This is a genomic window from Psychrobacter pacificensis (assembly GCF_018336615.1).
Taxonomy (GTDB): Bacteria; Pseudomonadota; Gammaproteobacteria; order Pseudomonadales; family Moraxellaceae; genus Psychrobacter; species Psychrobacter pacificensis.
This window is the reverse complement of the sequence record NZ_CP048752.1, coordinates 518,931-542,142: the sequence shown is the minus strand read 5'-3', so window position 1 is coordinate 542,142 and position 23,212 is coordinate 518,931. Positions and strand designations below refer to the sequence as shown.

General features: G+C 42.6%; 16 protein-coding genes and 1 pseudogene. 8 read left to right on the top strand and 9 right to left on the bottom strand.

Annotation, left to right across the window (positions count from 1 at the left end; genetic code table 11):
* Nucleotides 1-220 precede the first annotated feature (220 nt).
* From GYK50_RS02325 to minE, 4 genes are all read left to right on the top strand, one after another.
* A complete protein-coding gene (locus GYK50_RS02325) occupies nucleotides 221-1,312 on the top strand; it encodes a hypothetical protein (RefSeq protein ID WP_420070467.1) in 1,092 nt (363 codons plus the stop codon).
* A gap of 80 nt (nucleotides 1,313-1,392) precedes the next feature.
* Nucleotides 1,393-2,220, top strand: coding sequence for a septum site-determining protein MinC (gene minC / locus GYK50_RS02320; RefSeq protein ID WP_186473656.1), 828 nt, complete (start codon nucleotides 1,393-1,395; stop codon nucleotides 2,218-2,220).
* A 414-nt stretch (nucleotides 2,221-2,634) separates the two neighbouring features.
* Nucleotides 2,635-3,447, top strand: a complete 813-nt coding sequence (gene minD, locus GYK50_RS02315) for a septum site-determining protein MinD (protein ID WP_058025481.1) — start codon at nucleotides 2,635-2,637, stop codon at nucleotides 3,445-3,447.
* A 2-nt stretch (nucleotides 3,448-3,449) separates the two neighbouring features.
* The gene (gene minE / locus GYK50_RS02310) at nucleotides 3,450-3,740 is read left to right on the top strand and encodes a cell division topological specificity factor MinE (RefSeq protein ID WP_071003763.1); all 291 of its coding nucleotides are present in this window, start codon (nucleotides 3,450-3,452) and stop codon (nucleotides 3,738-3,740) included.
* 143 nt (nucleotides 3,741-3,883) lie between these two features.
* On the opposite strand, the gene GYK50_RS02305 is transcribed toward minE, so the two are convergent.
* The 9 genes and pseudogenes from GYK50_RS02305 to pilG form a co-directional block, all read right to left on the bottom strand.
* Nucleotides 3,884-4,405, bottom strand: coding sequence for a cytochrome b (locus GYK50_RS02305; RefSeq protein ID WP_186473654.1), 522 nt, complete (start codon nucleotides 4,403-4,405; stop codon nucleotides 3,884-3,886).
* 141 nt (nucleotides 4,406-4,546) lie between these two features.
* Nucleotides 4,547-5,044 (bottom strand): hypothetical protein, encoded by a 498-nt coding sequence (locus GYK50_RS02300; RefSeq protein WP_058025479.1) that lies wholly within the window; start codon nucleotides 5,042-5,044, stop codon nucleotides 4,547-4,549.
* 17 nt (nucleotides 5,045-5,061) lie between these two features.
* Entirely contained in the window at nucleotides 5,062-6,063 is a 1,002-nt protein-coding gene (locus GYK50_RS02295; RefSeq protein ID WP_058025478.1) for a chemotaxis protein CheB, read from the bottom strand.
* The gene (locus GYK50_RS02290; protein ID WP_212564179.1) at nucleotides 6,053-12,961 is read right to left on the bottom strand and encodes an Hpt domain-containing protein; all 6,909 of its coding nucleotides are present in this window, start codon (nucleotides 12,959-12,961) and stop codon (nucleotides 6,053-6,055) included. Before GYK50_RS02290 ends, GYK50_RS02295 begins: the two co-directional genes overlap by 11 nt.
* Nucleotides 12,962-12,991: 30 nt before the next feature.
* Complete coding sequence (locus GYK50_RS02285) at nucleotides 12,992-13,927, bottom strand: CheR family methyltransferase (protein WP_420070466.1); 936 nt, start codon at nucleotides 13,925-13,927, stop codon at nucleotides 12,992-12,994.
* Between the two features lie 109 nt (nucleotides 13,928-14,036).
* Nucleotides 14,037-15,110, bottom strand: a pseudogene (locus GYK50_RS02280) (methyl-accepting chemotaxis protein); the annotation flags it as partial.
* 514 nt (nucleotides 15,111-15,624) lie between these two features.
* Nucleotides 15,625-16,155 carry a chemotaxis protein CheW gene (locus GYK50_RS02275; RefSeq protein WP_071002987.1) on the bottom strand — a complete coding sequence of 177 codons (531 nt, stop codon included), beginning with the start codon at nucleotides 16,153-16,155 and terminating at the stop codon, nucleotides 15,625-15,627.
* A 3-nt stretch (nucleotides 16,156-16,158) separates the two neighbouring features.
* Nucleotides 16,159-16,521 carry a response regulator gene (locus tag GYK50_RS02270; RefSeq protein ID WP_071002986.1) on the bottom strand — a complete coding sequence of 121 codons (363 nt, stop codon included), beginning with the start codon at nucleotides 16,519-16,521 and terminating at the stop codon, nucleotides 16,159-16,161.
* 183 nt (nucleotides 16,522-16,704) lie between these two features.
* Nucleotides 16,705-17,082, bottom strand: coding sequence for a twitching motility response regulator PilG (pilG, locus tag GYK50_RS02265; RefSeq protein WP_057761576.1), 378 nt, complete (start codon nucleotides 17,080-17,082; stop codon nucleotides 16,705-16,707).
* A gap of 678 nt (nucleotides 17,083-17,760) precedes the next feature.
* On the opposite strand from pilG, the gene GYK50_RS02260 reads away from it, so the two are divergent.
* The 4 genes from GYK50_RS02260 (at nucleotide 17,761) to GYK50_RS02245 (ending at nucleotide 23,207) form a co-directional block, all read left to right on the top strand.
* The gene (locus GYK50_RS02260; protein ID WP_212564178.1) at nucleotides 17,761-19,017 is read left to right on the top strand and encodes an efflux RND transporter periplasmic adaptor subunit; all 1,257 of its coding nucleotides are present in this window, start codon (nucleotides 17,761-17,763) and stop codon (nucleotides 19,015-19,017) included.
* A gap of 307 nt (nucleotides 19,018-19,324) precedes the next feature.
* Nucleotides 19,325-20,047, top strand: coding sequence for a response regulator transcription factor (locus GYK50_RS02255; protein ID WP_058025471.1), 723 nt, complete (start codon nucleotides 19,325-19,327; stop codon nucleotides 20,045-20,047).
* 76 nt (nucleotides 20,048-20,123) lie between these two features.
* Complete coding sequence (locus tag GYK50_RS02250) at nucleotides 20,124-22,175, top strand: ATP-binding protein (RefSeq protein ID WP_212564177.1); 2,052 nt, start codon at nucleotides 20,124-20,126, stop codon at nucleotides 22,173-22,175.
* A gap of 261 nt (nucleotides 22,176-22,436) precedes the next feature.
* Nucleotides 22,437-23,207: a methionine ABC transporter ATP-binding protein gene (locus tag GYK50_RS02245; RefSeq protein WP_071002983.1), complete on the top strand. Its 771-nt coding sequence runs from the start codon at nucleotides 22,437-22,439 to the stop codon at nucleotides 23,205-23,207.
* Nucleotides 23,208-23,212: the final 5 nt, after the last annotated feature.

Here is a 23,212-nt window from a genome sequence, read left to right as displayed (position 1 = left end):
TAATGATGATACGTGAGCACTGTACTGATGATAGTCGCGTTGCAAATGATCATTATTACTTTATAAGTGGCTATGCATGATTTTTAATCATAGATGGGTTGTTTTTTGGCCTTATTCATTGATAATGTGATTAATCATGTACGCATCGATTTTTGATGGTTATTTTTAATAGCCGTCAAAAATTTACTCATTTCTTTGTGCCATTTATCATTTATAAGGTATGACTGTGCCCGCCTCTCCTACTACCAGCCCGCCTATTGCAACTGCACCGGTGTCGCCTCATCTTGCAAATAGTGAGCCGCCAAGGCCAAACCGTCCAAAACCCAGTCGTTTAAAGCTCACTTATGATATCGTGATGCTTATCGCTATCAGTATTGACCTTCTGCTGATCAGTCTGGATGCTGTATTGATGAGCGACTTTAGTGCCAATGCTGCACAATGGCTGTCAGTCAGCGAGGGACTCAACTGGTATCAGGCGACGTTGCATGAGCCGTTGCGTACCGCTGGTGGGTTTTTTACCATATTTTTGGTTGCTGAATTACTATTACGCTGGGCAATCGCAATCAAAGAAAAAGTCTATTATCGCTGGTTTTTCTTCCCTTTTGTCCACTGGTACGAAGTCTTAGGCTGTTTTCCGCAGCTACGTTTGTTACGGTTATTTAGAGCCGTTGTTATCGGACGCCGATTGTACCAGCTTGGCTACCAAGTACTCCCGCAGCCATGGATCAATCGTATTAAGTTCTATATTGACCTATTATTAGAAGAGCTCTCTGATCGTGTCATCCTGACGACCATCCAAAATTTTAGGCAGGAATTGACCAACCCTGAAACGCACAAATCTTTTATCGAGTCAGCCATCACGCGCAACCGTGCTGAGATTGAAGCGGCTGTATTATCCATTCTGCGCTCAGAGCTTGCACCAAAATTGCAGGAGCTGACTGTCTCATCAGGTGGGGGCAGTCTATTGGCCAGCGAAATGGGCAACGCTATTGAAGAAGGTCTAGCCAATACTCCTGAGCTGCGACGCTATTTGCGCATGATTCCTATCGCGGGTAGCCTGATCGAATCACAACTGCAGCATGTCGGACACAACATCGGTGAAAACGTTGTTTATGCCTTAAATAAGCGCCTGCTTGATCCAGCGCGGCTTGACTCATTGATGGTCGCTATCGCCCGTGGTATCGCGCAAATAGACACCGATAATAGTGCACTTGATACTCTGATTTCGAGTATCATTGATGACAGTTTGACTGCATTTGAAGCACAAGTAAAAGTACAACAGTGGAAGCATCAAGACATGCTAAATCTATAGCAGAGCTGGCTATGAGCATGACACAATAATAACAATGACACCGTGAATACAGCGACAGAATTATTTTTAAGGGTTTATATATGACAGTTTCAGACAACAATAGCCAAACTACAAACACGGCGCCGGCATTGGCCTTATATGGCAAAATGCTGACCTTTTCGCGTTTACAGTTTAGTACCAGCGATCTGGGCGCTATTGAAGCCCAGCTTACTGAGACACTGAGCAATAAATCAAGCAACATTCCTATCTTGATCGATAGCGACGTCGAGCAAGATTTATCTGCCTTAGTAGAGCTACTATGGTCATGGGGACTACAGCCGATCGGTGTGGTGACAGGCCTACTTGATGATCAAGCGCGTGAGCAGCGCTTGGCCATCTTTCCTGCAGATGGTAAACGCATTGAACGTATCGTACCTAGCAAAACAGCCCCTACACCGTCCAATAAACCTAAAGAAGATAATCGCACAGAATCAGCCAACGATACTAGCACCGAGAGTGCGGCAAATATACCTGCCACTGAAACCACCATCTCCAGTCTTCCAGATGAGACATTGTTAAGTGCTCAGCATATTACCAGCCTCATCTACGACCAGATGCTACGCTCAGGCCAAAGCTTAAACCATGTCGGCGGCGATTTGATTTTGACAAACAGTGTGAATAGCGGTGCTGAAGCCATCACTGACAACAGCTTACATGTCTATGGACGTGCGCAAGGCCGCTTGGTTGCAGGCGCAACAGGCGACAAAGATGCCCGCATTTTTTGCCAAGTTTTCAATCCTTCTCTGGTTTCTGTAGCAGGCACTTACTGCTTACGAGACAATCTGCCAGAGCATGTGATTGATAAACCTGTACAAGTCAAGTTTGTAGAAGGTGAAGGATTGGTGTTTACCGTTATGGATGAAGCTTAATTATTACTCAGTTAAAAATAATAAACGGTTAGGTGATTGTCTAGTAAAGTAAACTGGGTAAGGTAAGCTGTAATTATATAAGCTGCTGTGTCAGATAAATAAAACAAGATATATTAAATTAATCGTTACAATTGAGCTATTATTAAGTGTTGGTTCTAACGTTATTTGCCGTATATTTAAATAGCTATCATACGGCTAAAAATTATCGCCATTAACTGTAAAATTTATAAGCAAAAGCCCTTTATAGCTCATATCTCAGTTGTTTTTCTGCTTTAATATAGACTTGCTATAAATATCTATATATTTATGCTAGGCTATCTTCGCAGATAGTACATATATAGTTAGTAGATAAATACCATGCAATTGTGCTATTTATATAAAAGATATCCCATTGATTCATAGGAGTGTGCCATTGTGGCGAAGATAGTTGTAATCACTTCAGGTAAAGGCGGTGTAGGCAAAACCACGACTAGCGCCTCTTTTGCCGCTGGTTTAGCATTGCGTGGCTATAAAACGGTTGTAATTGATTTTGATGTAGGTCTACGTAATCTAGACTTGATCATGGGTTGTGAAAACCGAATTGTTTATGATTTCGTTGATGTCATTACCGGTAGCGCACGCTTGTCGCAAGCACTTGTCAAAGACAAACAGCTTGAAAACCTGTATATCCTTCCTGCTAGTCAGACGCGTGATAAAGACGCATTGACGGACGAAGGTGTCGCAGAGGTCATGACTGAGCTGTCTAAACAGTTTGACTATATCATCTGTGACTCACCTGCTGGTATCGAGCGCGGTGCACAGTTGGCCATGTATCACGCTGACGAAGCCATCATTGTTACCAACCCTGAGATCTCTTCAGTACGTGACTCGGATCGCATCATCGGTATTTTGCAAAGTCAAACGAAAAAGGTTGAAGAAAACCTAGGCTCTGTACGTGAGCACTTGGTTATCACTCGTTACAATGCAGAACGTGCTGCTGCGAACGAGATGATGGACATCGACACTATCTCAAATGACATCTTAAAAGTACCATTGCTCGGCGTTGTGCCTGAGAGCCATTCTGTGCTCGAAGCATCGAACCACGGTGAGCCTGTTATTCATTATACCGACTCTGTTGCTGGTCAATGTTATGATGATATCGTCGCCCGTTTCTTAGGCGAAGAGCGTCCACTACGTCATATTGATGTGAAGAAAAAGAGTTTACTACAGCGCTGGTTTGGGGGTTAATGATGACTAAGAAAAAAGGATTTTGGAGTAGCCTATTCGGTACTGACGATGGCAGTAGTGCAGGCAGTGCCAATCTAGCTACCGAACGCCTCAAGGTTATCGTTGCTAGCGAAAATCGTCTAAATAACCGCCTAACGGTTGATCGTATCGAAAAAATGAAACGTGAAATCTTAGAAGTGGTTAACAAATATGTGAATGGCGTGCAGATTGATGATGTCAATATCAATCATCGCTCAGAAGATAGCTTAGATGTGTTAGAGATGAACATTAATTTACCTGAACACAAAAAGTAAATTTGTAATCAGACCTTTAGACAGCAAGCACTCTCATTTATCACTTAAAAAGCCCTAAGTAATATACTTAGGGCTTTTTTGCATCTTTAAGTTTACTGGTACGGCATGCTGTATACAGCATCCGAGCATTGATCAGTAGCAGATCATTTCATACGTGATATTAAATTGTCTTTTTTGATAAACTGATGATACAAGGCAGCACCAATATGCAGCGCTGTAAAGCCAATAATCATCGGCCAAATAATATCGGTATGTAAATCATTATAAAAGCGTGCCAAACTCCTATCAGGAGTCACAAACACGGGTATTTGGAATAAACCAAAGATATCGACAGGACGACCACCATATACCGTCATCAATAAACCAGCAAGCGGCATGGCGATTAAAATAGCATAGAGAGCAAAATGCGACAACTTAGAGATCAGCGATTGCCATTTTGGCATTGGTATAGACGGTGGCGCTTTGGTAAAGATGCGGTTGATAACTCGCGCAATCATCCAAAACAACAAACTTACCCCAAACGCTTTGTGAAATCCGATATAGAGATTGCTATCGAGATTTTCATGCAGCAGTATCATCACCCATGTGATCAATAATAAAACTGCGCTGATCCAATGAAATATACGACTGCTGAGCGACCATTTTGATACGTTAGAATTATTCATGAGCGGCTCTATAGTTTTTATTAAACGTTATTTATAATTGATATTATATATAGGGCAGCAACTCATTCAATAACAAAAAGTAATCAGCATTGCTCGGGTACTACCTATGAGGTGAAGCATAACTGAAACTTAGACGAGAATCTAATCATCTAAATTCACCAAATGATGCGCAATTTTGTCCAAGTCTGGCACCAAATAAACATTGTCGTCAATCATAACGGTTTGATACAGATAAGAGAGCACAACGTTTTCGTCAGACTGCCCTTCTATTTTATCAACGCTAGTATCCGCAAACTGCTCGGGAAGCTCTGTATCTTTGACGTCGGAAATACGGGCTTGTAATTGGCGCAGCTCACCTGCCGTTTGCAAAGCAAATCGATGCTCGGTGGTATTGCCCTCTAGTATGATGACTTTCTCTGGTGTTCTATCTTGCGGTAACAAGTGAAAGACAGCAAGATTTTGCTCTTGCCACTGATACTTGGATATACGCTCTTGATAATCGTCGACGCTCAAAATCAAACTGCTCGGAATAATCCAATCGGGTTGGTTAGATGCTGGCACGATAGTCACATCGAGCATACCATTGTTCGTGGTCAGTAAACTTACCGCTTCAAACGAGTGTTTCAAAATTTGTTTCATACGTCGCTCACAATCAGTTAGCGTGAATGGCTTGCTGCCCTTTCACCAATATAATCAGTCAGTTTTTTTGCCAAATCTGTCGGACTACCAACGAAACCACAATACCCTGAGTCAATAATAGCCTGAGGTTGACTCGGACATGCACTCAGACTAGGGTCTTGCGCCCACAACTGGCTGTTGTTGTCTTGAACCATATCCAAATACTGAGAGCCATCATTGCCCATACCCGAAAATATAATATTGATTAGATCGCTACCATAAACATCACTGGTGTTTTTTAGAATCTGACCAATAGCAGGCTTATATTCACCGCTCCAAGCTTGATCTAACAAGATGACCCTACCAGCTGAATCACAGACTATTTGCTTATCAATAGGGGCTATGAGGCAATGCCCTGCTCGCAAACGCTGCGAGGACGCGATAACCTCACAGCGCCAATCATTATGGCGATTGAGTATCCGTGGTAACGTACCAATCATGGTCTGATTGAAATGATGCGCCAATAAAATACACACTGGCAGTGTCGCTGGCACATTGTCTAAAAATTCTTTTACCGCACTAGGGCCTCCCATAGACGCGCCCAGAAACACGACATACTGCCAGCTTCTTTCAGTGTCATCGCCCTTGTATTCGGGAGTATCGATCAGGGCTGGTAGTGCTAAAAGCTTTGCAAGTTTACGTTTTAACTTACGCTGCCATTTACCATATTGCTGTGCCTCATTGAGATACGGTGCTTGGCTAAAGCCCACCAAGACAGCCGCTGATTTTGACGCGATTGTTGCGGTTGCTACACTGTCGTCGTAATCACTATCTATCAGCCAAATATCAATATCTACATTAGACAGCTCACTTTTTGCTTGCCACTGTGCTCTTGACACACAACCTACAAGGGTAAAGCCGCAACTACGTACGGTATCTGAAAAAGCCAAGCGCTGGCGATGATCCTCTGCCATCACCAGCACTTTGATATCATGATTGCTTTTTTGTCGCAGTGCTAAAACACGTGCATTATCCGTCATTAGTTAGGCTAACCTCTTCACCTAGTAGTCTTTGAATTTTTTCAAGAAGCTCTTTTTCTTGGAATGGTTTACCCATATAGTCGTTCACCCCAATCTCTAGAGCACGCTCACGATGTTTTTCTCCAGTACGTGAGGTAATCATAATAATTGGGATATGCTGTAATCGACTATTGAATCTGACCTGAGACGCCACCTCGAATCCATCCATACGCGGCATTTCGATATCTAACAAGATCATATCTGGTGTTGTATCTTGTAGTATCTCGATTGCATCAATGCCATCTTTTGCAACCGCCACATTAAATCCTTGACGCTCCAAGAAGCGAGAGGTCACTTTACGTACGGTCACGGAGTCATCGACTACTAACACCGTCGATTTGGACTCTATACGTCCTCGCTTGGTACTCGCAGATTTTGAGATGTTTTTGACCAGCTGTGCATTACGCATTAATGCAATTAAGTCTAGGATGAGCATTACCGAGCCATCACCCATGATAGTAGCCGCTGAAATACCCGGTATATTCGATAATTGCTGGCCTAGAGGTTTAACAACCACTTCGATACGTGATCCTGCAATCTGATCAACTTGCAGTGCAATATTTTGCCCTGTGCGGTTTTTAATAATAATCAGCGGCAGACTGGTGTTGGTATTAACCACCAGCTCGTTCAGTTTATTACCAGATAAGATCTCGTTGAGATAGCGTACACGATATTCCGTGTCTTCAAAGTTCAATGTAGCATCATCTGAATGATAATAGTCATAGAGCTTTTCTGGGTTAACCCGTACCACGCGCTCAATCTGTACCAATGGTATTGCATAGTAACGATCTGCGGCGCGCACAACCAGCGCATCAGAAACAGCAACAGTCAATGGCAAGCGCATCGTAAAATTAGAGCCTTCTCCAAGCTCGGAGACAACAGAGACCGCACCGCCTAACTGACGAATTTCACTAATAACAACGTCCATGCCAACGCCGCGTCCAGAGATCTGTGTCACCTGCTTACTAGTACTCAGCCCAGCATTAAAGATATATTGCATAATATCAAGATCAGAGAGACTGTCATCGTCTGCATCAATAAGACCTTGAGAGATCGCTTTATTTCTTACCGCTTCTACATCGATACCACGGCCATCATCTGATAGTTGGATGACAATCTCACTACCTTCACGATGTACCTCAAGCGTAATATTACCATTACGCTCTTTACCTGCTTTTAGACGTGCTGATGTGGTTTCGATACCGTGATCGACAGCATTTCGTAGCATATGCTCAAGCGGTGAGGTAATCCGCTCTAGGATGGTTCTGTCCATCTCATCATCAGCGTTGATGATGGTCAGCTCAACCGATTTATTCAACTCATTAGCCGTCTGCCGAACAATACGCTCAAGACGCGGTGTCAGACGCGTGAATGGTACCATACGCGAATTCATCAGCCCATCTTGCAACTCAGTCTGTGTCCGCGATAGCTGTAGCAACAGGCTTTCACTATCACGAGTCTTTTCTAATAAAGTATGGTTAATATCCACCAAATCCGAGGCAGATTCTGTCAATGATTTTGATAATTGATTCAGTGAAGAATACTGATCCATCTCGAGAGGATCGAAATCCTCATTATCAATCAGCTCATCATCTATTTGTGACAAAATCTGAGCTTCAAGCTCAATCTCCATACGGCGTAACTGATCTGCCAGTCGCTGTACCGTTGTACCCATCTCTTCGATACTGTTGGTCAAGCTACTAATACCCATATCAATACGGGCGCGGTTAATCGCTGACTCACCAGATAGATTAATCATATGCTCAATCAGACCACCTGAGATACGAATCATTTCATTACTACTAGTGCTGTCGTCCTCCTTATTGGTATTACTGAACATAGATGGCATCTCGCTAATATCTTTTGCAAGATAGTGAGAGTCTTGGTTTTCTTTGGCAATCAAAATTGCTTCGCGCTGAGACTGTAGGGATTCTTTAGGAACTTGTTTGAGACTATCAGGATTTCTCCCAAACTGCTCTAACGCCTCGATCAATAGTGCAGGCGTTGGTGGATTGACATGTTGCTGAAGAATAAATACGGCATCAGCAAGCCAATCATGACTGGCAACTAGCAATTCTAATACTTTCTGAGTAGGGGGACGACGGTTACTCACAAAATCCGTATAAACCGACTCCATTTCATGAGCCAAATCAGCGATACCGGACGCAGTCACCATTCGGGCACCGCCCTTAATCGTATGCAGATCTCGCTGAAGTGCTTGTAATGCTGTGGTATTATTTGTGTCGTTCAAGAACAAATGCAGGTATTTATTACGATTGGTAAGCTCCTCCGCCTCTTCTAAGAACACCGATAATATGTCTGGATCAGGCAACCCATTAGCCCATGATTGCTTAATCATGGTATCTAGGCTGAGCAATTCTGATGTTTCGGTATTGCTAATGGCCTCATCCGCCACTACGTTTTGAATGTCTGGTTCAAAATAGTTTTTCGGTACTGGTATGATCAGCTCTACCGTTTCTGGTAAGGTTTTTTCTTTTTCAAACGTTCTTAGTTGCTCAATCAGCTCTGAGGTGAAAAAGGATTTTTTATGATTCACGATATGCATCACTTGTTGCGACATCGTGTCTTGCACCATTTGCATAATCTCAAGCCACTGTGTCGTCGGCTCTCGTCTGTTTTCTACAAAAGACTCATAAACACTTTCTGCTTCGTGAGTTAGATCACCAATACTACGAATGCCAGCCATCCGTGCGCCACCTTTAATGGTGTGCAAATGACGCTGTAATACTTTTAGCGAGTTGATATTAGTAATATCGTCACGCCATTTATTGAAACTCTCATCTAGGGCGTTATCAAGTTCTTGAGCTTCTTCTAAGAAAATCTCTAATAGCTCAATATCCGTATCAATCGTTTCAAATTGGATTTCAGGTGCTGAAATAGCTCGAACGACAAAGCCTTCGTCGTTATCGTCAAGGTTATCATTTTGATAGATACCTTGTAGCTCACTCATTACCTGCTGGTCTATTTTCAATGACGTACTACCAGCTAGGGCATCGAATAGCCCAATCAACTGGGCATGACCTGATAGCAGAATAGATTGAATATCTCTATCTCTCGCTTTATCAATATTATCACTCAGGTAACTATAGGCATTACCTAGCTCATTCAGAACGGTAATGAATTTTGGAAATGCTTGAGCTTTATCTATTAAACAGGTGATTTGTGAAATTTGCTGCGCGATATAGTCTTGACTGTGTTCTTTTTCAGCATGACCGAGCGCCTTCTCTAACTCCCACTCAGCATCTAACAACGTGTCGATATTATTATCTAATAGCTCTTCTATCGTTGGTTTGCTATTAGTAACAACGGTCGCATCAGCATCACTAATGACATACTGCTCAGCCAGCATTGCTTGCAATGACGCTATGTCTTGCTCTTGCTGACTGTGTGAATCTTCTACTATGACACTACGCTGCTGAATATTTTGTTTGTAGCTACTTAAATAACCATTTATCAGCTTGGCAGATTGCGCTAAAGCCTCTAGATGTTGGGCACTCATCGCTATATCTTGCTGATGCAATAGCTCCAAACTGTGCTCTATCGCTGCGCTAACTTCGCTGATAGCAGCCAAAGCACTGGAGCCAGATGCGGCTCGTAATGTATGAAATGCACGTACTATTCCATCCGTTATCTCAATCAGTTGCTGATCTTGATTGTCGGTGACAAATTGATCAATGTGATGAAGTAACTCTTCTGCTTCATCAATAAATATCTTACAAAATGCTTTTTCTTCTTCGTTTTGAGGCGCTAAAACAACAGTTGCCTCTGCCATTTTTTCGTTGACAGAATGGAAGGTCTGTAGCGTCATGTCTATCGCTTCATTAGTCTCATCATAGGTAGGATTGTCTTCGTCTATGCTAGTTATCAATACGGGCTCTTGCGCGGCGTCAGCTTCAGAATGGCTTGTTGCTTGCTCATATAAGCGAGAGTAACTAAACGCATCACCCTGTTGCTTACTATAGGCATTGGCGCAGGCAATCCATAAGGGCACTAAAGCTGGGTAATCTTGGCTGTTATTTTCAAATGCTACTAACATTTCAGGATAAGCGGCCAATACATCTGACATCAGCTGACACATATCGCTTGAGACAACAACACTATGATCCAATACGCGATTAAGCATATTCTCTATCGCCCATGCTAGCTCGGCGGTGTAGTTAGCGCCCACCATGCGACCAGAGCCTTTTAGGGTATGAAAACCGCGACGGATATCTTTTAGAGCGGCAAGGTCAGTCGATACTAGCTGCCAACCTTCATATAAAGGTACGATTTCGGCAAGTACTTCCTCGGCCTCTTCTATAAATATCTCTTTAATATCAGGATCTCCATCATTCGCATCGGCTGCTAATTGCTCGGTTTCTTGCATAAACGGGATAAGTACTGCTGGAATCTCTAAACCAGATAGCGATTCTGGTATATTTGTATTATTGCTTTCAGAATCTGCTCCTTCAGCACCATCAACGCTCGAAAGTAATGTTTCTAACGATACATCATCCATTGAATCAGAGTCATTGATACCTAACGCTACTTCAGCTGATGTTTCAGTGATTCCAGTCTCAAACGTATCTAAACCAGCATTGACAGGCTGCTGCGTCATTAGGTTACGACTTTTCAGAATAGTAATAGCAGGATCAGAGCTTGGTAATTGTTGTGCGGCAAAATCTGTCAGTAGCACTGGCAAACGTTCCGCCGTCTCTATTACCAGACGTACGACATCGTCTGTTACAGGGAGTGTCTTATCCAACAGACGGTTAAGTAGGTTTTCTATTGACCACGCCATCTCACTGATGCTAAAGGCACCAACCATGCGGCCTGAGCCTTTTAAGGTATGAAAGCTTCTACGGACTTCGGTCAAGGGTGTTAGATTTTGTGAATCCTGCTGCCAAATAGGAAGAAAATCTTCTAAATCAGTAATGACGTCGTTCACTTCTTCGATAAAAATATCACGAATCTCTTCATCAACTTCAAAGTTGTCAGGCTTGAGTTGTTCACGAGCACGCAGCAATGCATCACTCTCTACATTAGGATTAGTATCAGGGGTATCTTGCGTTGCTATCACCGTTTCAGTATCTGAGCTGGTCACAGGTGCGACCTCACCACTATCATCATAACGAAGCACATTCATCGCGACTGGCTTTTGCGTCAGCCATGTATCGTGAGTTGTTTCTGGTGATTTCGCATACGCATTAAGAAGCTGTGATGCTTTCGCTGCATACTCATTTGCCTGCGTCAATAAGTTTTGATCAAAGACTTGCTGCGCAAGATAGTCGAGTAACAATTCAATCGAGGTCAGACTCTCTGCCAAGGCTTGGGTCACATCCCAGCTAAGTACAGCAACCTCATGAGTGAGTAGTTGTGTGAATATACTACCTATATTTTCTATCGTCTCACTAATGACTGGCAGTCCCATATCATCAAAAGCATGGGCAATCTTGTCAAAGTCAGCAATGACTGGTAAAGACTGGATATCTTGACGTTGTATATACTCGTTAAAGCTTTCCTTGATCTCTTCAACGGCAATACGTAGCTCACGTAAGTCACTGTCAGTAGAAACTGACTCATGTCTATCTTTATCCTTTACATCACTGCTATCAAACGCTTCAGGTATAATAGCAAAAGAAGAAGAAGCGCCAATTTTGAGTGATATTGCCTGCTCGGTATCGTAAATAGCACTATATAGCTCTTGTAACTTGCGCTCTATGTGCCATTGCTGCTGCGTAAACTCTGTCTCTGATAAGCGTGCTTGCTCTAAATCTGTAAGGATCGATTCAACTTGCGACGCATATTGCACCCAACCTCGACTCTCAAGCTGGCTCTTTATATATCGTAGAGGATTTATTAGCGTATCTGGCTTATCTAGATCGAAGATAAGAGCCTCAATCTCACTGAGCAGTCGCGTTAAAAAACGTAAGGTCGCAGGCTCACGCTGTGATATCTCATTAAGGGTAGATTGAGTTCGCTCGCTACTATTCTCCAGGTAGATGAGCTGAATATAGACACTGTTGATTAAGCCTTTAACAAGGCTCGAAGATAAGTGCGTGGGCTGAGTAGCAGATTCTATGACGCGATCAAGCTGACCTAATAGTGGCGCATAATATTCAGGTGATGGCGCTTCATTATGGGCAAGAACACTCAGCCACAACTCGCTCAAATACCATAGACGCTGTAAATCATTGTCTTGAGTATTCTGCCATAGATATTGACTAACTTTTTCTAAAATTTGTAGAACAGGTGCCTGATTCATATTGGCAACCAGCAATTTTTGTACTTGCTGTCGCCACACCAGTAACATCTGCTGATAGTGTTGATCTTCTAAATTGGTCGTAACATTACTCGTGGGTACTGCGATCTGAATGCTATTGACAATATCTTCATGAACCATATCTTCATGAGTATCATCATTGTTTAGATGCGCATGCTGGGTATCAGTAGCATCTATAAATGCATCTGCTTCCACACCTCGTTGCGATAGTATCTGGGCAAGCTCATTAGTAGCCTTATTTATTAGAGCACGGTTGTATTTGCCTAGATGCGTATATTGATTGAGCGCATGTTGCAATAACTTATGAGAAAACTTGCCTATTTGACAGTCTCTAGCAGACAGATTGTGACTAGCCCCCAAGCTCGCCATAAAACTCAACTTATTGGCAAGATCTGCTAGTAGAGGCAAGCGAATCATAGTCAGCGCACCACTAACTTGATAGTAGTGCGATGTCATCTGTTGATAACTGTCGATATCAGCACCTGATTGCCAGCCATCAGATATCTGTGATAATTGCTGATTGAGCAGTGGCGACAACCACTCAAGCGTCACTATGTCATTGGGCTGCTTTTTCATAGGTTTATCCTAACTCGTCTAGGCACTAATTTAGGCACTAATTTTTTGCCACACATTCACTTGTGGGTGCGCAATACGGCGCATATTCGAAGGGCGCCAAAACAACGCCTCACCTGGAGCCAATATAATATATCCCTCTACTTCACACTGCTCTGATAGCCATGCCAAAATATCACGCTGATCAAACTTGCGAAAATACAGCAGCATGTTTTGGCAGATAATCACATTTTGGAGATGCGAAGTGGGTGATTTTTGTTCAATAACATTGTGTAGAGCAAAGCTAACATAAGGTCGTAAAGCTGGCGCTACTTGCCAGTCAAACTGAGTATTGATAGACCTTTCTACTTTACTAGAAGTATCAGCCATACTCAGCTCATTACCTGCATTCTTGGTGATCAAAGGGTAAACAAACTGCTGACAATTTTGAGGAATTAATGAATACTGCCGTTGATCATATTGTCCTAATCGCGCGTTTGTAATCGCTTGCTCGCTCACATCTGTTCCCAGTATCACATGATTGGATAACTGCGCTGCTGTCAGACTCATGGCCAGTGACCAAGTCTCGTGCCCACTTGCACAACCAACGCTCCAAATGCGAAAGGGCTTACTCCTGTCATCTGCACACTTGTCTATTGCATATCGTGTGATGAAATCGATAGAAGGTTTATGACGAAAAAAGCGACTCTCATGAATGAGCACTTTGTCTAATAGCTGCTGACGAATCTCATTATTCTTTGGTAATTGATACCAGAGCTGCTGAGTAGTGAGTCCATTTAATGTTGCTGTGTGGTCAATGGCATTGGTCAACCACTGCAGCTGTGTATTTGGCAATATAAAGCCAATCTCTTGTTCTATATATCTCTGCCATTGCTGTAAATTAGCACTATCGCCCTGTATCATCTCATCACCCCATACAGGTTCAAATGTATTAGATAGAGCCTTTTCTACTTGTATATGATTGTTCACGTCGCCTGCTATTATTAATGCTGCACGGCGTCAGAACCTATACAGCATTTTAATTAAAATCTTATACAAAAAGACGTATCGATACCGATTCAATATTCAAGCTAAAAGGTTAGACAATTTCTGATAAAGTTTGTTCAGAGTTAATCATTTCATCATCTAACAATTCATCATCATTGGATACTTTAAAGCCAGTAACCGACTCTTGTAGTGCGGCAGCCATTTCACTCAACTCACCAATAGAACGTGCTGTGGCCAACGTACCAGATGAGGTTTGTGAAGTAATATCTTGAATGATATTCATAGTATGAGAAATATGGCCAGCAGATTCAGCCTGCTGTAATGCAGCATTTGAGATGTTCTGAATCAAGTCAGCCAACGTGTTAGAAACGCTCTGGACCTCTTCTAGTGCTTCACCAGCATCTTTTGCCAAACGAGCACCACGTACTACTTCAGATGTCGTCGATTCCATCGACATAACCGCTTCGTTGGTATCCGCCTGAATGGTTTTTACCAATGTTTCAATCTGTTTGGTCGCATTCGCTGAACGCTCAGCCAGACGCTGAACCTCATCAGCAACAACTGCAAAGCCTCGACCAGCCTCACCTGCCATCGATGCCTGAATGGCGGCGTTCAATGCCAGAACGTTGGTTTGGTCTGCAATATCGTTAATCAAGCCAACGATATCACCAATCTCTTGAGAAGACTCACCAAGGCGCTTGATACGTTTCGATGTCTCTTGAATCTGATCACGAATAACGTTCATACCTTCAATCGAACGCTGTACAACTTCTGCCCCATTATAGGCAATGGCAACTGAACGCTGAGCAACCGTCGCAGACTCTGACGCATTATTCGAAACTTGGTCAATTGACACGGTCATCTCATTAATAGCGGCTGATACACCAGCAATTTCTTGCGCTTGATGTTCAGAAGCTTCAGCAAGCTCAACAGCGTTCATCTGCGTTTGATCTGAAGACTGTGCAACTCGGTCGGCAGTACTGTTAATAACCAAAACTAATTGACGTAATTGGTCAATTGCGAAGTTTACTGAGTCAGCAATTGCCCCTGTAAAGTCTTCTGACACGGTAGCATTGACCGTCAAATCACCTTCTGCCAAATCCCCTAACTCATCAAGTAGGCGTAGAATAGCGATCTGGTTACGTTCATTTTCTTCTTGAATTTGACGAGCTCGTTCAGACTCTGCTTCTGCTTCTTGACGGCGGCGTAAGGTTTCTTTTTCAATCAGCAAACGCTCCGATCCCCCACGTTGCTTAAGCAATTGATACGAGGCAAACATAATACCCAAAGCACCGATAGCAAAGACAAGTGCTGGTAAAACAATTGTTTGGTTAAAATTAGTAAAGTCTTGACTCACCGATAACACTGCGTTAGCCAACCAAACGACACAGACCACACTCAGCAGAATAAAAAATCCTAATAATAGCTTCCACGTATTATTGGTCTCTTTGCCTTCTACAGTTGTGTTGCCTGTACCAGCTACAGGTTTTCTTTTAACATCACTCATCTTGCGTATCCCTTTCAAACAATCGTCAAAGTCTTATCGTGACTGACTTTGACAATCTTGTTGTTATCAAAACAATGATTAGCAAAGCCTGTATAAACTGACATCCCACTGTATCGTGTCAGCCGCTATTAATCTGTCGTTACCGAATAAATAGATGTTTTATTATCGATTACTATATCGCAGCATCTGAATACTGCAGATCTTGTGCCAGCAAGCTTGGCATGAAAACGTACCACTCCTGCTCGTCTTTCAAAAACTTACCATGGTTATAAGGTGCAAATGGTGAATTGGAATCAATCGCTTCTGGGCGGTAATGTTCCTGAGTGAACTGTTCGATACCAAGCACTTGATCGACCAGTAGCCCTGAAAAGTTATTATCGTGATCGATCACAATAACTTTGCGCTGGCTTAGCTGTGGCAAGCGGCTTGGCACTTGTAAAAAGCGTGACAAATCCGTCAGAGGTAGTAGTCGTCCGCGAATATTGGCAATACCTAGCATCCAAGGCTTTACTAGAGGTAAGCTAGTGTATTCTGGCATGGATAACACCTCTGATACCTGACCCATAGGGGCAACTAAGCGCTGACCACCAATCTCAAATACCACTCCTTGCCAATCAAACTCTTGACCACCGCGGCGACCGCTTTTGCGCGCACGTGCCAAATCTGCTAGACGCAGAAGCTCAATGAATCCTCTAGAGGCCACAAGTTACTCCATCACTTTGCGAATCATATTGACCAATACGTTTTCATCGACTGGCTTATTCATATACTCTTTGGCACCTTGACGCTTGCCCCACACTCTATCGGTTTCTTGATTTTTGGTACTGATCATAATGACAGGTATATGAGCGGTGGTTTTGCCGCGAGTGATTTTTCGCGTAGCCTGAAAACCGTTCATTTCTGGCATTACTACATCCATTAAAATGACATCTGGCAGATGATCAGCTGCCATCTGACAGCCCTGCTCGCCATTTGATGCTTCTAGTACTTGAAAGTTATTTTTAGAAAGCATGTCGCGAAATTTCGCCATTTCTGATGGTGAGTCGTCAATGACTAAAACGGTAGCCATAGGATTTTCCTTTATTTTCTAAAATATCTATGAGGATATATTGTTGATAAAACGACTGAAAATAATGGCCAACAACTTATTCGTGATTTATTTTTATGCTAGTCACTTAGTATGTTAGTCACTTAAATAGTGAGTCATTATTTTTAATCTTAGCAATCACTATATTTGAGTCTATAGAGCTGATTAACGGTACTGGTTAATCGCATCAAAAAGCTCATCTTTACTAAATGGTTTGGTCAAATACTCATCAGATCCGACGATGCGGCCACGGGCTTTATCAAATAAGCCATCTTTAGATGACAACATAATCACGGGTTTATTAGCATAATCAGGGTTATTTTTTATGAGTGCACAAGTCTGATAGCCATCTAAGCGCGGCATCATGATGTCGACAAAAATAATATCTGGGTTGTTATCAACAATTTTTGCTAAGGCATCGAAGCCATCTATAGCGGTTACGACTTCACAACCCGCTTTTTGTAGCAAGGTTTCTGCGGTACGGCGAATGGTTTTTGAATCATCAATCACCATTACTTTCAAACCTTCAAAATTATTTTCCATTATCATTATCCTATGAACGACTATTTATTCGTAACGCTCTCTGTCTATATAAAGCTCTAACACTCATCTTAAGTCATGATATCAGTCAATATGAGACCAATACAAAAGACTGAGACTTCATTAGACCTTTTATGACAGTGAATACCTTTTATCAGTGTCTGCCCATCAAACACAGCGTCAACATGAGTTACTATACGCACTTTGCTCGTAATAAGCTCATAAAATTGAGTGCGATTTTTAGCTTTTTAGGCCTAATATTTTACTTCTATAACCATCAAGCAAAGTCGTATTATCTCTTAAAACACTCAAAAGTTTTTGAACTCATTTACTGTCAGTGACAACGTCATTTAAACAACGAGGCAACCAACTTTATGATATCCCTGCATTATATAGAATCAATAACCACATTGCTGAATAATTTTCTTTTGTGATAAAAATGTATCACAGTATTTCGTTATGTTTGTTTTAGCACAGTTATTGATGCTTTTCCAGTCATTAGCGAATTAATGTTCTAACTAATGAGTATCATAAACCGCTGTTCTTATTTAATAAGTCGGCAACCTCATCTATTTTCTTATGACAAACGCTTACGCATCTAAGATTAGTAAGTGTGGCGCAATTGTTCCACCGCGTATCTATTCACTATATAATGAAACGACGACTATAACGGTGACTGCTATGACAGCCTTTAAACATTCCAAAAAAAGCCTCTACTTGCTCAGCGTTTTATTGCTTGCTGCTTGTCAACCCTCACCATCTGAGAATGAATCAGTCGCTCCTGAAAACACGGCAACGGCAGACTCCCCCGTTGTCATTACCAGTGATAGTGTCACGATCACACCAGAACACATACTCAGTATAAAGTCTTCCCGTTATCAGCCAAGTCTAGGGCTGCAAGGTAGCATCGAGCCTATCAAACAAACCAAATTTTTTGCAGTACATCCCGTCAATATAGAAAAAACGTTCGTTAGCGAAGGTCAATGGGTAGAAAAAGGTACGCCTTTACTAGTTGTCAGGCGTTTGGCGGCGGTGAGTGATCCTACCGTAAAATCAGACACATCTACAGAAGCCAACTCTTCTAAAGAAGAGATAGTGACAAGCACTACCAATAATAAGAAACCAGAGAATACACCAAGTATTGACGACAATTCTGACTCTAGCTCTACTAAGGCTTTATCTGTTGATAATGATGCTAATGTAAATAATACTAACAATGATAAAAAAGAGTCGTCAGCAGCAAACCTTGTGACAGATAATAGTGATAACGCCGATAGTAATGGTATAAAAACTGCTACTAAAAAACCGAACCCACAATATAATTTGGTGACGATAACTGCTAGCTTTTCAGGTCGTGTAGAAAACCTATATGCCACAACTGGTGAAAAAATGGCGGCGCGCACGCCCCTATTAGAAATTAGTGACGAGACCAAATTGCACTTTGCGGCGACACTACCCATTCAAGCGGAGCCTCAGCTTTCAGTTGGTCAGACTGTCAATTTTACGACCGAAGGTATCACTGACAAGTTTACAGGTCAGGTCAGTAAGCTTGTGCCTACCAGCCAGCCAAAAAAACTGTTGGTGTATGTTAACGTCATTGACAATGAAGCCAGCCGTGACAAGCTACAACCAGAAATAAAGGTCACGGGGCGAGTCAATTATGGACAAATAGACGTAGGTACTATCGTGCCCAAGCGCGCCTTACATGATGTTGACTTAACAGAGTTACAAAAACCGCCTTATATGCCGCTTAAACCGTTGACCGCCAATGTCTGGATTATTGGCCAAGACCAGCGTTTGACACGCCAGCCTATTGAGGTTGTTGAGTATGATCCGACCACGCAACAATATTTGATTGCTGGTGTGAGTAACGATAGTTTAATTTGCTTGGCTGACTTACCTATTGACTCTGAAGGCAAAAAAGTCATCGTGTCATAGCCATTCACGCTGACAGTTACATTTGGTAGAAACATTAACAAAGCCTATCTTGTTTTGTAACAGCATCATTAGGCAATATAGTCGTACTATATATAGCACTATCCGAGTATTTAGGACTATCTTTATCACTACGTATTTTTATCATCATGATAGTTCAGTACTCTAAAACACCTGAAAACTTAGAGGCTCAGAGGTTTAATGGCATAGAATGTAAAAACTATTGATACTTCTATCATAGTTATCATAGTTAAGCGACTAGCACACATTAGACCTTTGGCAAATTATAAGAACAATTAGAGGATATCCCATGAGCAAGCAGATTTTATTGATTGAAGATGATCCAGATTTAGCAGAGCTGATCAGTGATTATTTGACCATGAATTACTATGACGTCCATCATGCAGGTTTGGGTCAAGAAGGCCTTGATCTGTTAGATACCAAAGAGCGTGATATCGATTTGGTCGTACTTGATTTGATGCTACCTGACATGGATGGCATGCAAGTATGTCAAAAAATTCGTGGCAACAAGAATAATATGACCAATAAAGTACCTATTATTATGCTGACCGCAAAAGGGGATACAACTGATCGCGTGTTAGGTTTGGAGATGGGTGCTGATGACTATATCGCAAAGCCTTTCGAGCCGCGTGAGCTTCTCGCCCGTATCCGTGCTGTTATCCGCCGTCATGAGCAGCCAAACCAAGCAGATAGCCAGTCAGATAGCTTAACCTTTGGTCGTTTGAGTGTGTTCCCTGACAGTCACGAAGTTACTATCGATGATGAGCCTGTACGTTTAACGACACATCAGTTCCAATTACTACACTATTTTGCTACCCATTCTGGCAAAGTGCTAAATCGCGAGCAGCTTTGGCAGGCAATGCCAAACGACGACAGCTCAGACAACATCGATCGTGCCATTGACGTGCATATTTCACGTTTGCGTGCTTTGATCGAAGACAACCCACGTCAACCAAAACGCATTATCACGGTGCGCGGTGTTGGTTATCAATTTGCCACTGATCAGGTTTGATCATAAAAGACGGATTAATCGATAGAGAGCATATTAAGCTCAGTCGATATTAGTGTCCAATAACAGAGATTGTTTAATGCAGCAATTGGGTTTTCGTTCCGTATTTGCCAAACTATTTGCCAGCGTTATGCTGGCACTTATTTTATTTGCAGTTGCTATGGTGCTATTGACCCAATTGGTGCATGACAAGGACGCAGGAATCCGATCAGAGATATTGGCCACGCAGATTTTGGGTCAGATTGATCCCTTTCTGCATGAGCTAAATATCTCTATCAGCAAGGACAATCACCTACAATCACGATTTATGCTAGCTGTTGTCAAAAAAAGCTTTGATATTTTTGATGAGTCTTTGCAGGCGAAAATGGGGTTGTACGACAGCGAAGGTCGGTTGTTGATGCAAACTGACAATAGCGACTTGCCACTAGAGCTACCACCTACGCCTTCATTGTTTTCACGTGTATTCCCCTCTCTTGCCGATACGTCTCCGACCAAGCAAGCTCAAGTGTATAGCAGCACAGGCTATACCTTGCTGTATGAGTCACGCCTACCACCCAAAAAACCGGTTCTCTCTGCCGCCCTTAATCTGTTTACAGGTACGTTGCTGCTGCTCATTATTATGGCAGGAGTGTTGTGGCTGATTGCCCGTACAATGACGTGGCGTATTGATCAATTAAGCCAGCAAATGGCGCAGTTGGGTGATGGTGATTTTACGGTACGAGTGAACGCTCGTGGTAACGATGAAATTGCCTCGCTGGCCAAAGGGTTCAACCAAGCAGCACAAAAAATTGAACATCTTGTCGATGCCAATAATCTACTACTGGCGCACGCCTCTCATGAACTACGCACGCCGATTACTCGTATTCGCTTGCAGATTGAGATGATGGATATGTTGGCAAGCGGGCTGCCAGCAGATACCAAGTCCAAGTTTGATAAACGCGCTCATGCCATCACTCGCGATCTGTCAGGTCTCAATGATTTGGTCGAAAGTATATTGTTGGTCAGCCGTCTAGACGCAGGTCATGCCTTGCAGCAAATTGAAAACTTGGATTTATACGATTTGGTCAATCAAGAACGTCAGCACTATCCTGAAGCCACGTTGATTGGTGAGCACATCATGATTGATGGTCAATCATCAATGTTGACTCATCTCATTCGCAATCTACTGACCAATGCCATGCTTCATGGCAAGCCGCCCGTTACCGTGTTACTGTACGGCGTTCAGACTATCGAAGATGCTGGCACTGTTCCTGATTACCTATTGCAGACCGTGCTCTCTAGCAGTTTCACCGATTATAATAGCTTGTTGGATTTTGACTCTTATGAAGGGTCGCTTGATACCAATAGTGATGAGCAGGAGTCTGCTTCACTCGAAAATGCCGACTCTACTCTGAGCAATAAAGACAAAATTGATTCAGTCGAGCCAATAGCTGTCTTGCCAGCACCGCCAATCTACAAGAATGGCGAAAATCTAACAGTCGATGAAGATGTAAATGCTGATCTTAACTTTATTAAAAACACCCCAAGCTCTGTAAAACCTAATGCTCATATTGCTAGCACCGATTTAGATAAAGTGATTTGGAAGGCCGTTCCTGATTCTAAAGACACTCTAGACTCTAATAAAGGCGTACATGATAATCTTATCGAATCTACAGATGGAACAATCGACAATCGTGCGCATGCTCTTGAAAACGATAGCAATAGAAAAACTGACAAAGTAGCAACTGATACAACTATCCACAAAAATGGCAGCAAAGATAAAGCGAAAAACAGTGCTAAAGCCAACACCCCAAATAATAACGAAGCCGCAGCCACACCGCGCAAAGAAGGCTTATTTGCTAAGCATCTCAAAAAGGCAAAAGCCGAGCCTGTACGTCCCCTACCAAAATATGCAGTACTAGCGGTGATTGATGAAGGCACAGGTATTCCTGAAGAAAAACGCGAAGAAGTGTTTAGTCCCTTCGTACGGTTACAGCAAAAGAATAAAGGGTCAGGGTTGGGGCTTTCTTTGGTTTCTCAGATTGTCACCGCGCATCAAGGGCGGATCACTACTGATACGCTAAACGGTCATACTCGCTTTTTAGTCGCCATACCCGTTGAACATGACCCTCATTACAATCAGCATGACTGATCAGCCATGCTAAAAACATCTGATTTTTCTCGTATCACGCATTCTACCCCTCTCCCCCCTTTCACATACCCTCTCCTTAATAGCTATTCATCATAAGTCAGTCACGGATGTGCATATCCAAAGTGACTGATAATATGCTATATTACCGCCCCTTATTATACGGTTATTGACTATTGTCGTTTTGATGGGCTTCTTATCTAGTAATAGAAGCATAACGACACACGATGACCATTAAAAAATTTATTGAATTTTGAGCCCTCCATGAATGACATGATTGTCTTAAACGATGTGACCAAAAGGTTTTTAAGCGACCGATCAATCAAAGACAAAGACGGCAAACCACATTGGTTTACTGCTGTTGAGCCGACATCTCTGACTATCAAACAAGGCGAGATTTTTGGTCTAATGGGCTATTCAGGCGCAGGTAAATCTACCTTGTTGCGCTTGATTAACATGCTTGAGCGTCCAGATTCAGGCCAAGTGGTGATAGACGGTACTGACTTGACCACGCTATCTGCCAGTGAACTGCGTATTGCTCGTCATAATATCGGTATGATTTTTCAGCAGTTTAATCTCATGACTAATCAAACCGTTTTTGACAATGTGGCGTTCAATCTAAAAATCTCAGGCTATCCTAGCCGCGATATTCATAAACGCGTTATGGAATGTCTTGAGATTGTCGATTTAACTGATCGCGCTGGACATTATCCTGCGCAGCTATCCGGTGGGCAAAAGCAACGTGTCGGTATTGCACGCGCGATTGCCCCGAGTCCAAAAGTATTGCTGGCCGATGAGCCAACCAGTGCGCTTGACCCTGCAACGACTCGCAGTTTGCTGACTTGTTTGCGCGATATCAATGAGCAACTTGGTGTGACCATCGTCATCGTAACCCATGAGATGAGCGTCATTCGCAGACTCTGTGATCGCGCAGCATTATTGCATCAAGGTCAGCTATTAGAAGTGGCCGATGTACGAGATGGTCTGATTCAGGCAACTACCCCGATTGGCAAAGGCTTAGTCGTTGAGGACTAATGAGG

What these genes read in the sequence shown, in the direction of transcription:
- GYK50_RS02325 (WP_420070467.1), top strand. Translation starts at nt 221, where the DNA reads ATGACTGTGCCCGCCTCTCCTACTACCAGCCCGCCTATTGCAACTGCA.
- minC (WP_186473656.1), top strand. Translation starts at nt 1,393, where the DNA reads ATGACAGTTTCAGACAACAATAGCCAAACTACAAACACGGCGCCGGCA.
- minE (WP_071003763.1), top strand. Translation starts at nt 3,450, where the DNA reads ATGACTAAGAAAAAAGGATTTTGGAGTAGCCTATTCGGTACTGACGAT.
- GYK50_RS02305 (WP_186473654.1), bottom strand. Translation starts at nt 4,405, where the DNA reads ATGAATAATTCTAACGTATCAAAATGGTCGCTCAGCAGTCGTATATTT.
- GYK50_RS02300 (WP_058025479.1), bottom strand. Translation starts at nt 5,044, where the DNA reads ATGAAACAAATTTTGAAACACTCGTTTGAAGCGGTAAGTTTACTGACC.
- GYK50_RS02295 (WP_058025478.1), bottom strand. Translation starts at nt 6,063, where the DNA reads ATGACGGATAATGCACGTGTTTTAGCACTGCGACAAAAAAGCAATCAT.
- GYK50_RS02290 (WP_212564179.1), bottom strand. Translation starts at nt 12,961, where the DNA reads ATGAAAAAGCAGCCCAATGACATAGTGACGCTTGAGTGGTTGTCGCCA.
- GYK50_RS02270 (WP_071002986.1), bottom strand. Translation starts at nt 16,521, where the DNA reads ATGGCTACCGTTTTAGTCATTGACGACTCACCATCAGAAATGGCGAAA.
- pilG (WP_057761576.1), bottom strand. Translation starts at nt 17,082, where the DNA reads ATGGAAAATAATTTTGAAGGTTTGAAAGTAATGGTGATTGATGATTCA.
- GYK50_RS02260 (WP_212564178.1), top strand. Translation starts at nt 17,761, where the DNA reads ATGACAGCCTTTAAACATTCCAAAAAAAGCCTCTACTTGCTCAGCGTT.
- GYK50_RS02255 (WP_058025471.1), top strand. Translation starts at nt 19,325, where the DNA reads ATGAGCAAGCAGATTTTATTGATTGAAGATGATCCAGATTTAGCAGAG.
- GYK50_RS02250 (WP_212564177.1), top strand. Translation starts at nt 20,124, where the DNA reads ATGCAGCAATTGGGTTTTCGTTCCGTATTTGCCAAACTATTTGCCAGC.
- GYK50_RS02245 (WP_071002983.1), top strand. Translation starts at nt 22,437, where the DNA reads ATGAATGACATGATTGTCTTAAACGATGTGACCAAAAGGTTTTTAAGC.